Genomic DNA, 12,468 nt, shown 5'->3' with positions numbered 1-12,468 from the left:
ACCTGCCCATGGTGTCCGGCGACCGATCAGCGGGATACGTCACATCAATGTAATGGGTTGAACAGCTCACACCACGGGAATCGCCGAGTCGAACGGGGTGGCGAACTGCTGGGCGCTGCCGTCGAGCGAGATGTCGTCCCGAATGATCGCGTGCTGCAGCGCGCGCAATTGCGGACTCGGGTCGAGGCCGATTTTGTCCGCCAATTGTGTGCGGAACTGTTGGTAATTCTCAATGGCGGCGACCTTGTTGCCGGCCCGGAACTGCGCCAGCATCAACTGGCCGCGCAATCTTTCCCGCAACGGAAACTGATCGATCACCGCAGAGAACCGGTCGACGACGTCCGTGTGCCTTCCGGCCCGCATCTCCAGCGCGATGAGGTCTTCGATCGCGCTGGCGCGCTGCTGGTCGAGCCGTTGTCGGGCGCCAGCCACGAAGGCGCCGGCGGCGTCACCGAGCGCCGGGCCGCTCCACAGGGCCAAGCCCTCCTCCAGGAGCGTCGTCGCCTCGTCGTGGTTGTCGACGGCGGAGGCCGACCGGGCCTGTTGGACCTTCCGCTCGAACAGGGTCGCGTCCACCTGACCCGGGTCGATCCGTAGCGCGTAGCCACAGGAGTTGCTGGTCAGCAGGTCTTCTGCGGCCAGCTTGCGCAGGGCGCGTCGGATCGCGTGCACCCCGGTGTGGATCTGGGTCCGTGCGCTGGACGGGGGGCGGCCGCCCCACAGTGCCTCGATCGCCCAGTCATACGTGACAAAGATATTTGCATTGAGCGCCAGAAGCGCCAGCAGGCCCCTGTTCTGGGCGCGGGTGATCTGACTGCGCTGATGCCCGTTTTGCAGCAAGGAGGTACCAAAGAGTGTGACTCGCAACTCATACCCCATTTTTCGAAACGTCGACTCATGTCAATTGTAGTCATGGTCAACCGCATCGTCGAGGAACAGTCTCGTTTCCGGCATCGCGAGGGCCGGTAGGGCGGGGCGAATGGGTCGCGATGGCATCGAAAGCAGACAAGCCGCCATGGGGACAGCTGAGTAGATCTCGACAGATTCCGGATAGTTCTCGGTCATCCAAAGTATGCGAGGTTCAATGCGAACAGGGATGATGTCGCCGGTTCTGCGGGGTTGGTCGAGCGCGTCCTCTCCGGCCAGCGGAAATGACGCCGAGCAGTGAGAAATGTCTCGGGACCGTATGAAGAAGTTGCCGCGAAACGGTGTTGGTGTTATTCGGCGAGGACGATGTCGTCATCGACGTTCGGGGGCGAACGGCACCCGCAGGGCGATGCCCTGGCGGGTCACGGCCAGCGCCTCGCCGATGAAGCTGATGCCGATGGAGAGCTGGATCGGGCGAGCCGCCGATTGCATGCCGACCTTGTCGGCAAGCAGGCCGTAGCCGAGCATCACGACAAGCGTGCCGACGATGGCCACGAAGGTCCGGCCGCGGTAGCGCTGCCACAGGAAGCCGCGCTTCTCGTAGACCACGACGAGCGAGCCGCGCAGATAGCCGAGTGCGAGACCCAATGTGGAGCCCCCGACCAGCCAGGCGTAGTCGTCAGCGTGGAGGCCGTCGGTCTTGAGCAGGGTGTAGAGGCCGATGGCGGTGAGGATCACCGGCGGCGCCCACAGGTCGCGCCCGTTCAGTGGCTCGCCGATCAGCCGCTTTACCACGATGGCGATCAGCGCAAGGGTGATGATCGCCGCCAGGACCCAGCCGCTCACTGCTGCACCTCCCGTTTGTGGCACTGCCGTGTCAAATTATCATGGCATGGCCGTGCTATAAAGACCTCATGCCAAAGATCGTCGATCCCCAGGAGCGCCGTCGTGCGGTGGCCGACGCGGTGCACACCGTCGTCGCGCGCTATGGCCTGGAAGCGGCCACCCTGCGCAATGTGGCCGACGAGGCGGGGCTGGCCGTCGGATCTGTTCGGCACTACTTCACCGACCACGACGAGTTGATGATCTTCGCGGTGCAGGAGCACGGACGCCGCGTCGGTGAGCGCGTCTGGGCGCACGCCGAGCGCCTGCTCGGTGGGTCCGGCGGCAGCCGCGACGAGCGACGCCGCCGCACCGAGGAACTCCTCGCCGAGTTCCTGCCGCTCGACGACGTACGACGCGACGAGGTGCTTCTCCGGCACACGTTCAGCACGGCGGCCCGGACTCGTCCTTCGCTGCTCACCCACGCCGAGGCGATGCAGCAGACCCTGCAGAAACTGGTTCTTCGCACACTGCAGGGCGCGCAGGCGTCCGGCGGCCTGCCTGCGGATCTCGACGTCGACTTGGAGACCGTCCGCCTGCGTGCCCTGCTCGACGGCCTGGGCCTGCAGGCCGTGTTGTTCCCGCGACGCTTCACACCGGACCTGCTGCGCGCCGTCCTGCGCCGTCATCTGGACTCGCTGATCGCCGCGCCGGACCGCGGTCGGGGCTAGGAATCCCGGGCGCAGGTCATCCAGGTCCCGTTGGAGGGCAACTCAGCACCGAGTTTTTCGATGCACACCATGCAGAGCACTCAGGCTGTTCACGCTGGCGGATCCCGGATAAGGTCCCGGCCAGTCGCTTAGCCAGGAGGTTTGCCGTGCTCAGGAAGCGTGCGCTCCACGTCATCATCGGTCTCGTCACCATCTCGATCGCGGCGACGGGTTGTGGCCGCTCGACGAGCGGGCAGACGCCGCAGTCCGGCGGCGCGGCCTCCGTCGCCGCCGACGCGAAGGCCGCCGACCTCGTGCCCGCTGCCATGAAGGAGAAGGGTGCCCTCCGGGTCGCCACCGCCGAGGGCTACCCGCCGATGGAGATGTACAAGAAGGGCACGCAGGATTTGACCGGCGTCGACCCGGAACTGGCCGCGGCCATCGCCGGGCGGCTCGGCCTCAAGCTGGAGATGACCAACGCCAGCTTCCCCGGTCTCATCCCCGGCCTGCAGGCCGACCGCTGGGACCTGGCGATGTCGTCGATGAGCGACACCGAGGAACGGCGCAAGGCGGTCGACTTCGTCGACTACTTCCAGGCCGGTGGCTCGATCATGGTGGCCAAGGGCAACCCCGCCGGCGTCAAGGATCTCGCCGACCTGTGCGGCCGCGCCGTCGTTCTGGCCAAGGGCAGTTCCAACCTCGCCATCGGCGAGGGGCAGAACGCCACGTGCGCCAAGAAGATGACGATCTCGCAGAGCGAGGACGCGCCCACCGGTCTGCTCCAGATCGACGCCGGCCGGGCCGTCGCCACCATCGTCGACTACCCGGTCGCCAAGATGCTCGCCCAGGAGAGCGGCAAGTACGAGGTGCTGGAGGCCCAGTACGAGGCCGGACCGTGGGGCATCGCGGTCGACAAGAAGGACAGCCAGTTGCGCGACGCGGTGCAGCGAGCACTCCAGGAGTTGATCGACAGCGGTGAGTACACGAAGATCCTGGAGAGGTGGGGCGTGACGGGCAGCGCCATCCAGGCTGCCACCGTCAACGACCAGAAGTGAGCACGCCCGTGGACCGTACATCTGACGAGCGGGTGCGGGCCGCGGACCCGGCGCCCGCGGGGTCGGACGCCCCGCAAGCCAACCGGATCAGCCACCCCGTCCGACCCGGACGGTGGCTGGCCGCCGGGGTGGTCGCTCTCGTCCTGGTCTGGCTGGGTTGGTCCATCGCCATCAACCCCAACCTGCACTGGGACATCGTCGCCGACTACCAGTTCGACCGGGTCATCCTGGAAGGCCTGTGGGTCACCATCCAACTCACGGTCGCGTCGATGCTGATCGGCGTGGTCCTCGGCGTGGTGGTGGCCCTGATGCAGATCTCCGACAGCCGGATCCTGCGTACCGGCGCCACGGCCTACGTCTGGTTCTTCCGGGGCACGCCACTCCTGGTCCAGCTGATCTTCTGGTTCAACATCGCGCTGATCTTCCCGGAGATCGGCCTCGGCGTGCCGTTCGGTGGCCCGAAGCTGGTGACCTGGGAGACGAACGCCCTCGTCACGGGCTTCGTCGCGGCGCTGCTCGGGCTCAGCATCAACGAGGGCGCCTACATGAGTGAGATCGTCCGTGCCGGACTCCGCGCTGTCGATCCGGGCCAGCAGGAGGCCGCCGCGGCCCTCGGTATGTCCCGCCCGAAGATCATGAGGCGAGTGGTGCTGCCACAGGCGATGCGGATCATCGTCCCGCCCACCGGCAACCAGTTCATCTCGATGCTCAAGACCACCTCGCTGGTCTCGGTGATCGCCGGGGCCGACCTGCTCACCGTCGCCCAGCGGCTCTACCTGACCAACTTCGAGGTGATCGCTCTGCTCATCGTCGCGTCCATCTGGTACCTGGTCCTCACCACCGTCGCCAGCGTCGGCCAGTACTTCCTGGAACGCCGGTTCAGCCGGGGCTTCGGGACCACCGTGCCCGGCACGCTGCGTGGACGCATCGGCCGCAACCTGCGCTTCACCGGGATCGCGCGATGACCGCGCCGATGGTGCGGTGCCAGCAGGTACGCAAGAGCTTCGGTCGACTGGAGGTGCTGCGCGGCATCGACCTGGTCATCGAGCGTGGCCAGGTGGTCTGCGTGGTCGGCCCCTCCGGCTCCGGCAAGTCCACCCTGCTGCGCTGCCTCAACCACCTTGAGGAGCCGCAGGCGGGCCGGATCTACGTCGACGGCGAGCTGATCGGATACGAGGAGCGCGGCGGGCGACTGCGGCCGCTGCCGGATGCCCGGCTGCGCCGCCAGCGCGAGTCGATCGGCATGGTGTTCCAGCGGTTCCACCTCTTCCCGCACCGCACCGCGCTGGGAAACGTGATGGAGGGCCTGGTCGCCGTGAAGGGCGCCCGGGTGGCCGACGCACGCAAGCGCGCCGGTGACCTGCTCGACCGGGTGGGGCTCGCCGACCGGGCGCACCACTACCCGGCGCAGCTCTCCGGCGGGCAGCAGCAGCGGGTGGCCATCGCGCGGTCCCTGGCGATGTCGCCGAAGCTGATGCTCTTCGACGAGCCGACCTCGGCGCTCGATCCCGAACTGGTCGGCGAGGTGTTGGAGGTGATGAAGGACCTGGCGGCAAGCGGCATGACGATGATCGTGGTGACCCACGAGATGGGGTTCGCCCGCGAGGTCGGCGACCACCTGGTCTTCATGGACGACGGTGTGATCATCGAGGAGGGCCCGCCGCGGGATGTTCTCGCCGCGCCGACGCACGAACGGACCCGCGCGTTCCTGTCGAAGGTGCTGTGATGGTGCTCGACCTGCTGATCACTGGCGGGGAAGTCATCGACGGCAGCGGCTCGCCGGCCCGCAGCGCCGACGTGGGGGTGCGGGACGGCCGGTTGCTGCTGCTGCCAGCGGGCAGCGGCGGCTCCGCCGCCACGGTCGTGGACGCCGGCGGCCTGGTCGTCACCCCGGGCTTCATCGACGTGCACACCCACTCCGACCTGCTCGCGGGCGACGACGAGCAGCGAGAGATGCTGCGCCTCGCGCCGCTGCGCCAGGGCGTCACCACCGAGATCTGCGGGAACTGCGGGATCAGTCCCTTCCCCGTCCCGGCGATGCACGCCGAGACGGTGCGGGACCTGGTCGCCGCGACGTTCGGCCCGCCCGCGTCGACGTACGTGTCCTTCGCGGAGTTCGCCGCCGCGCAAGGCTCGGCCCGGCGCAACCACCTCGCCGCCCTGGTGGGCCACGGCACGCTCCGCGCCGCGGTCGTCGGCTTCGCGCAGCGAAGGGCCACCGCCGACGAGCTCCGGCGCATGTGCACGTTGCTCGACGAGGCGCTCACCGCCGGCGCGGCAGGGCTCTCCACCGGACTGATCTACTCGCCCGGAGTCAACGCCGGCACCGACGAGGTCATCGCGCTCGCCCGGGTCGCCGCCGCTCACGGCAAGCCGTACGTGACGCATCTGCGCGACGAGATGTCGCAGGTCGAGTCGGCGCTGGAGGAGGCGATCGAGATCGCCACGGCGGCCGGGGCCGCACTCCAGATCTCACACCACAAGACGGCCGGGCGAGGCTCCTGGGGGGCCACGGTGCGTACCCTGGCCCGACTCGAGCAGGCCCGGGCCGACGGGCTGGACGTCCTCTGCGACGTCTACCCGTACACCGCCGGCAGCACCGCCCTGCACGCCCTGCTCCCGCCCTGGGTCATCGCCGACGGCGTGCCGGCGATGCTCACCGCCGTCCGAGAGGCGACGGTTCGGGACCGGATCCGGACCGACCTGGCCTCCGGGCTGCCCGGCTGGGAGAACACCGTCGGCAACGGCGGCTGGGACCTGATCAGGGTCGCGTCCGCCCCGACCAGCCCGGACGTCGAGGGGCGTACCATCGCCGATCTCGCCGCCGCCCGGGGCGCCGACCCCGTCGACTGCGTCTGCGACCTCCTCGCGGCCGAGGCCGGCAACGTGACGATCCTCAGCCACTCGATGCGGGAGGACGACGTGCGGCGCGTACTCGCCAGCCCACTGGCGATGCTCTGCTCCGACGGCGTGCCCAAGCCGGGGCGGCCCCACCCGCGCTGGGCGGGCAGCTTCGCCCGGGTGCTCGGCCACTACGTCCGTGACGTGGGCCTGCTGAGCCTGACCGAGGCCGTGCACAAGATGACCGGGATGCCCGCCCGCCGCTTCGGCCTGGCCGAGCGCGGTCTGCTCGCCGACGGGTACGCGGCGGACCTCGTGGTCCTCGACCCCGCGCAGACCGCCGACGGCGCGACCTACGACGACCCGCTCGCGCCGCCACATGGTGTCCGGTACGTCGTCGTCGGCGGCCGGGTCGTCGTGGACGGCGACCGGGTCACCGACGCCCGACCGGGTCGGGTGCTGGCCGTGGCGGACCGCGAGCCTGCCCCACCGAGGCAGACGTGACCGCCGACGGTCCGGCCGCCCCCGTCCGGGTCGGTGCCATGGTGCGACGGCTGGACGACCAGCGCGTCCTCTCGCTCGACCCGGGTCTCGTGCTGCCGCTCGCCAGCGTCGGCAAGCTGCTGCTGCTCGGCGAAGTGGCCCGTCGCCTCGCCGACGGCACCCTCGCGCCCGACCAGCCGGTCGAACTGCTCGACGACGACCGGGCACTCGGCGGAACCGGTCTGCTCGGCCACCTCGCGCCACGACGGTGGACCGTCGCCGACCTCACCACGGCGGTCGCCGCGGTGAGCGACAACGCGGCAACGAACGCCCTGCTGCGGCTGGTGACCCTCGATGCCGTTCAGGAGTTGGCCTGCCGCAGTGGCCTTCGGGACACCACCGTGCACGACCGGATCCGGGCCGCCCGAGGCCCGGGCGTACCACCGACGTTCGCCACCGGCACCGCCCACGACCTCTGCACCTTCCTCCTCGACGTGGCGACCGGCTCCTGGCAGGGCCAGCGGGCGTCCGGACTGCTGCGCGGATGGCTCGCCCGGAACACCGACCGCACGCTCGTCGCCGACACCATCGGCCACGACCCCTGGTCGGTCGAGGGCGTCCAGGTGATGAACAAGACCGGCACCGACACCGGCGTACGCGCCGACGCCGGCATTGTCGTCGGCCGGTACACCGTCGTCTACGCCGTCGTCGCGGCGTTCCCGTCCGGCGCGGAGCGGGCGGCGGTGGGGGAGCTACGGCGGTGGGGCACGACCGTCGACCGGCTTGCCCGCACCCACGGCCAGCGCTCCACCAGTTCCTGACTGAGCCCCGACGCGGCGTCGGTCAACCGGTCCACGAAGCTGCCGACCACCGGGTTCGGGTTTCCGGGGCGCAGCGCCACCCCGATCTCCCGGTGCAGGTTGGCGTGGGCGAGCGGCTGGACCGCCACCTCGCCGGGGTCACGCAGACCCAGCGAGGGCACCAACGCGACGCCGACACCGGCCCGGACCAGGCCCAGCACCACCTCGTAGTGATCGCTGCGGCAGCGGATCCGCGGTTGGAAACCCTCGGCGCGTGCCGCCAACTCCAGCACGGAGACCTCGCCCTGCACGCCAAGGGTGGTGATCCAGGGCTCGTCGGCAAGGTCGGTGAGCCGCAGCCGGCGCCCGGCGAGTGGGTGTCCGGCCGGGAGGACCACCAGTTGTGGATCGACCATCAGCGACGAGACCTTCGCGGAGGATATCTCCGGGGTGGGACTCAGCGGATGGTCGAACACCACCACGAGGTCAAGCTCGCCCTGGTTGAGGCGGGGGAGCAGGTCCGACGGCTGCCCCAGGATCAACGCCAACTCGACCTGCGGGTGGTCGGCGGTGAAGCTGGACAGGGCACGCGGCAGCAGCTCCGTGCCGGCGGTGGCGAAGAAGCCGATCCGCAGCAGACCCCGCCGGCCCTCCCCGTGGGCGGACAACTCGTCGCGGGCCACCGACATCAGATCCATGATCTGCTGCGCGTAGTCGGCCAGGCGCTGGCCCGCCACGGTGAGCCGCAGGCTCCGCGGCCCCCGGTCCACCAGGGCCACGCCGGCCTCCTGCTCCAGGGTGGCGAGCTGGTGGGAGACGGCGGACGGACTGAGTCGAAGCTGCTCGGCCGCGGCGACGATGGTCCCGTGCCGGGCGATCTCCAGCACGACCTGCAGGCGCGCGGTGTTGAACATGGGTGGACCGCCTTCCCCCGCTCCCAGGGGCACAGATGACCCCGCCGACCGCCACCGCCGACCGCCACCGTCGCAGCTGCCGGAGGAGACACCGGGGTCGGAGGCGGCTGGGGCATCGTCCCGGTGGCCTGTCGAGGATACGCACGATCACCGTAACCGGGGTGCTGGCCGCTGCGCTCGATCCCACCAGGAACGCCGACGCTTGATTAGATAGGCGTCGGTAAATAGATTGAGGTTGGGCGCCGCCGGGGTCCGGGCGACCGGGCCGTCGGCGGCTGACAGGTCCACCCCGAGCCGGGCACGTCGGTCGTACGCACCGACCAGTCGCTGTGGCGCACCGCCGCACCACACCCAGGGCGCGTTGTCGTGCTGCGTCCGTCCCAGGACGCGCGCCGCCGCGCCGACTCCGTCCAGCTCGATGACAGAAGGACCCTCCATGACGATTCTCCGTGCCCGCCCCGCCTCGATCCTCGCGATCGTCGCCGCGCTGGCCGCCGTGACCGCGACCGGCACAGCCCTGCTCACCGGTCCGGCCGCGGCCGCTCAGGGCTGCCGGGTCGACTACACGCCCAACCAGTGGCCCGGCGGATTCACCGCCAACATCAAGGTCGCCCCCGGCGACACCGCCGTCTCCAGTTGGACCGTCACCTGGACGTACGCCGGGGACGAGCGCGTCACGAACGGCTGGAACGCGACGGTCAGCCAGTCCGGATCGGCGGTGACCGCCCGCAACGCGTCGTACAACGGCAGCATCCCGGCCGGCGGCTCCACCGAGTTCGGCGTGCAGGGCACGTTCGGCTCCAGCGGCGGCGTGCCGACCGGGTTCAGCCTGAACGGCGTACCGTGCAACGGCGCCGGCCCGACCCCGACCACCGCGCCGCCGACTACCGCGCCGCCGACTACCGCTCCGCCGACTACCGCGCCGCCGACTACCGCTCCGCCGACTACCGCTCCGCCGACTACCGCGCCGCCAACCACCGCTCCGCCGACCACTGGTCCGCCGAGCGGGTGTGCCGGGGCGGTGCTCTGTGACGGCTTCGAGAACCAGACCGGCTCGACGCCGTCCGGCGACTGGACGGTGGTGAACCCGGACTGTTCCGGCGCCGGCACGGCCAGCATCGACACGGCCACCACGCACAGCGGCAGCCGGGCGGTCCGGATCAACGGTGCCGCCGGCTACTGCAACCACGTCTTTATCAGGTCCACGAAGAACCTCAGCGGCCTGGGCAGTGTCCGGTACGGCCGGATCTGGGTTCGGCACACCACCGCCCAGCCCACCGATCACACCACGATGATGGCGATGACCGACTCCGGCGACGGCAACAAGGACCTGCGCCTGGGCGGCCAGAACGGCGCCCTGCAGTGGAACCGCGCCTCCGACGACGCGACTCTGCCCGAGCAGAGTCCCGCCGGGGTGGCGCAGAGCGTGCCACTGCCCACCAATCGCTGGTCCTGTCTGGAGTTCATGGTGGATGGCGCGGCCGGTCAGCTGCGTACCTGGCTGGACGGCACTGCCATCACCGGGCTGACCGCGGACGGCGTACCGACGCACGACATCGACGGCCAGTGGTACAACCGCACCTGGCGGCCGCAGCTCACCGACCTGAAGCTGGGCTGGGAGAGCTACGGTGGCGGGTCCGACACCCTCTGGTACGACGATGTCGCGGTCGGGTCCAGCCGGATCGGCTGCTGAGCCATCGAGATCACGGATGGAGGCCCGTCAGCCGCGAACTGACGTGTCCTGGTAGATGCGTCAGGGGTGTGACCCGGTAGCCGTGTCACACCCCTGGCCATCTCCGACTGTCGACGGGCTTCCGCGACGACTCTGCGCGGTAGGGGAGCAGTCCTAGCTTCGCGGCCGGTAGGTCAGCCGGCGCAGGACGATCTCGGCCGGCCCGCCCTGCCCGCGCCTGTCGAGCAGGCTGGCGATCAGCACGGTTGCCAGCCAGACGGTGACCGCGATGAGCACACCGGTCACCGTGGGGCTGCCGAGGCGCTGGCCCAGGGCGAGCGTGAAGGGTGCCAGGAGGAGAAGCCACGCCACCGACTGGAACAGATATCCGGACAGGGAACGTTGGCCGAGGGCGCTGAGCGCACCGACGATGGGGCCGGGCCGGGTCACCCGCAGGGCGAACAGGCCGAAGAGCGCGGCGTAGCCCGGACCGGCGAACATTCCGCTGGCACCGTGGAGCATGAGGATCAGGCTGGCGGTCGGCTTGTCGACGTGCAGCCACCCGGCGCTCATCAGGGCGGCCGGCAGACCTCCGGCGACGGCGACGCCGAGCCCCAGGGCGGCGGTCCACCTGAGCAGCGTCCGATGCCGGGCCAGCTCCTCCAGGACGCGGCGGCGGGCGGCCCACATGCCCAGCCAGGCGATGACGATGAAGGGCACGACGGTCAGCGTGTGCATCGGCCATTCGCCGAGACGATCCGCGACGGATGCGAGGTAGCCGGACGCGGCGAGGGAATCGACACGGCCTGCCGGAAGCGGTGCGGATCCGCCTGAACCCGCGATGGTGCTCGCGACGATGGCGCCGAGGATCAGGACCTCGACCGCCATCAGCGCCCAGAGCACCAGGACGATCCGGTGGAGCTTCTCACCGCGGCGCAGCAGCAGGACGGTCATCACGACCCCGACGATGCCGTACGCGCCGAGGAAGTCGCCGTAGTACAGCAGCGCGGCATGTGCGAACCCGAAGGCGACGAGCCAGAGGTTGCGGCGCAACAGCACCGAGCGGACCTGCCGGGGTGTGGCGCCGGCGGCGTCCTGGCGTCGGGCGAGCTGGACCAGTCCGTAGCCGAACATCACGGCGAAGACCGGGTAGCCGCGTGCGTGGACGAGCTCGAAGAGCAGGAAGTTGATGCCGCGGTCGATGCCTGCCGGTGTGGCATCCAGGCCGGGCTCGCCGGCGAAGACGACCCCGGCGACGTTGGCCAGGGCGATGATCAGCAACATCGCTCCCCGGGTCAGATCCGGCGCGAGGGCGCGTTCGGCGCGCAGGACCGGCCCTCTCGATGTCCGCCGTGGTGCCGTCTCAACGCTCATGGTCGCCCTCTCCCCGAAATCTGCTTTAGTTTGTTTGAGAAAGTATCACAGACAAACTAATGCTGTCTGACATGATGGTGCCTGTTTCTCGGTAGGCGAACGAGGGGGCCATGACCAGCGAGGACTTCATTCCGGCTCGGCTGCGCAGGCTGTGGGGCAGGTCGGAGACCTCGCGCCTCGGGCGGCCGGCGGCCCTCGACGTCCACCGCGTCGTCGCCGCGTCGGTGGAGATCGCCGACCGCGACGGGCTCGGCGGCGTGACCCTTCCCAAGGTTGCGAAGAACCTCGGCGTCACCGGCATGTCGCTCTACCGGTACGTCGGATCCAAGGACGAACTGCTCGAACTGATGGCCGACGCCGCCCTGGGCGTGCCACCAACGATCCCCACCGAGGACTGGCGCCACGGGCTGCGCGGCTGGGCCTTCGAGCATCGCGCGGTGCTCCAACGTCGGCCGTGGCTGACGCGCGTGCCCACCTCCGGGCCGCCGTCCGGGCCGAACCAGATCGCCTGGATGGAGACCGGGCTGGCGGTCCTGTCCCGGACCCCCCTCGACTGGGCGCACAAGATCGGCGTCCTGTCGCTGATCAGCGGCTACGTCACGCAGTCGGTGCGGCAGTACAGCGACCTTGCCGAGGGCAGGGCCGAAGGCCAGGGACAGGCCGACGCCGAGCGCGACTACGGCCGTGCGTTGGCACGGCTCGTCGAGCCCGAGCGCTTCCCCGAGACTGCCCGGCTGTTCTCCTCGACGCTGTTCGAGGCGCCGCCGTCGGACACTCCCGATGCGACGATCGCCGACGCGGACTTCACGCTCGGGCTGGACCTGATCCTCGACGGCGTGGCCGTCCGAATTGGACCGCCGGCCGCGCAGACCTGAGCGATCGAGAAGTCGGGCCGGCGGGTGGGGCCGCGCGAGAGCCGAGCGCGGCCGA

The 12,468-nt window shown here is 70.0% G+C and carries 11 protein-coding genes and 1 pseudogene; 8 read left to right on the top strand and 4 right to left on the bottom strand.

The genetic code is table 11. The annotated features are described in order from the left end of the window. Positions 1-66: 66 nt before the first annotated feature. A complete protein-coding gene (locus JOD64_RS02905) occupies positions 67-879 on the bottom strand; it encodes an AfsR/SARP family transcriptional regulator (RefSeq protein WP_204940768.1) in 813 nt (270 codons plus the stop codon). Positions 880-1,239: 360 nt separating this feature from the next. After that, positions 1,240-1,713, bottom strand: a complete 474-nt coding sequence (locus JOD64_RS02900) for a DUF1453 domain-containing protein (protein ID WP_204940767.1) — start codon at positions 1,711-1,713, stop codon at positions 1,240-1,242. 68 nt (positions 1,714-1,781) lie between these two features. Between JOD64_RS02900 and JOD64_RS02895 the strand changes: the two genes are divergently transcribed. From JOD64_RS02895 to JOD64_RS32710, 6 genes and pseudogenes are all read left to right on the top strand, one after another. Beyond that, positions 1,782-2,420, top strand: coding sequence for a TetR/AcrR family transcriptional regulator (locus tag JOD64_RS02895; RefSeq protein WP_239559370.1), 639 nt, complete (start codon positions 1,782-1,784; stop codon positions 2,418-2,420). Between the two features lie 146 nt (positions 2,421-2,566). Further along, on the top strand, positions 2,567-3,454 hold the full coding sequence (locus JOD64_RS02890) for an ABC transporter substrate-binding protein (RefSeq protein WP_204940765.1): 888 nt from the start codon (positions 2,567-2,569) through the stop codon (positions 3,452-3,454). A gap of 8 nt (positions 3,455-3,462) precedes the next feature. Further along, complete coding sequence (locus JOD64_RS02885; protein WP_307813189.1) at positions 3,463-4,419, top strand: amino acid ABC transporter permease; 957 nt, start codon at positions 3,463-3,465, stop codon at positions 4,417-4,419. Next, a complete protein-coding gene (locus JOD64_RS02880; RefSeq protein WP_275581274.1) occupies positions 4,416-5,180 on the top strand; it encodes an amino acid ABC transporter ATP-binding protein in 765 nt (254 codons plus the stop codon). The genes JOD64_RS02885 and JOD64_RS02880 overlap by 4 nt, the downstream gene beginning before the upstream one ends. Continuing rightward, positions 5,180-6,799 (top strand): N-acyl-D-amino-acid deacylase family protein, encoded by a 1,620-nt coding sequence (locus tag JOD64_RS02875; protein WP_204940764.1) that lies wholly within the window; start codon positions 5,180-5,182, stop codon positions 6,797-6,799. The genes JOD64_RS02880 and JOD64_RS02875 overlap by 1 nt, the downstream gene beginning before the upstream one ends. Before the next feature lie 38 nt (positions 6,800-6,837). Next, positions 6,838-7,434 (top strand): annotated as a pseudogene (locus tag JOD64_RS32710) (serine hydrolase); the annotation flags it as partial. Positions 7,435-7,475: 41 nt separating this feature from the next. Here the strand turns inward: JOD64_RS32710 and JOD64_RS02870 are convergent. Beyond that, the gene (locus JOD64_RS02870; RefSeq protein WP_204940763.1) at positions 7,476-8,492 is read right to left on the bottom strand and encodes a LysR family transcriptional regulator; all 1,017 of its coding nucleotides are present in this window, start codon (positions 8,490-8,492) and stop codon (positions 7,476-7,478) included. A gap of 436 nt (positions 8,493-8,928) precedes the next feature. Here JOD64_RS02870 and JOD64_RS02865 point away from each other — a divergent pair, with 436 nt between their 5' ends. Further along, positions 8,929-10,185 (top strand): cellulose-binding domain-containing protein, encoded by a 1,257-nt coding sequence (locus JOD64_RS02865; RefSeq protein WP_204940762.1) that lies wholly within the window; start codon positions 8,929-8,931, stop codon positions 10,183-10,185. 153 nt (positions 10,186-10,338) lie between these two features. Here the strand turns inward: JOD64_RS02865 and JOD64_RS02860 are convergent, their stop codons facing one another. Next, the gene (locus JOD64_RS02860) at positions 10,339-11,538 is read right to left on the bottom strand and encodes a DUF418 domain-containing protein (protein ID WP_204940761.1); all 1,200 of its coding nucleotides are present in this window, start codon (positions 11,536-11,538) and stop codon (positions 10,339-10,341) included. A 110-nt stretch (positions 11,539-11,648) separates the two neighbouring features. Here JOD64_RS02860 and JOD64_RS02855 point away from each other — a divergent pair, with 110 nt between their 5' ends. Continuing rightward, positions 11,649-12,413: a TetR/AcrR family transcriptional regulator gene (locus tag JOD64_RS02855; protein WP_239559368.1), complete on the top strand. Its 765-nt coding sequence runs from the start codon at positions 11,649-11,651 to the stop codon at positions 12,411-12,413. Positions 12,414-12,468 lie beyond the last annotated feature (55 nt).

It is taken from the genome of Micromonospora luteifusca (assembly GCF_016907275.1).
In the GTDB taxonomy this organism is placed as follows: Bacteria; Actinomycetota; Actinomycetes; order Mycobacteriales; family Micromonosporaceae; genus Micromonospora; species Micromonospora luteifusca.
This window is presented reverse-complemented; position numbering and strand designations above follow the sequence as displayed.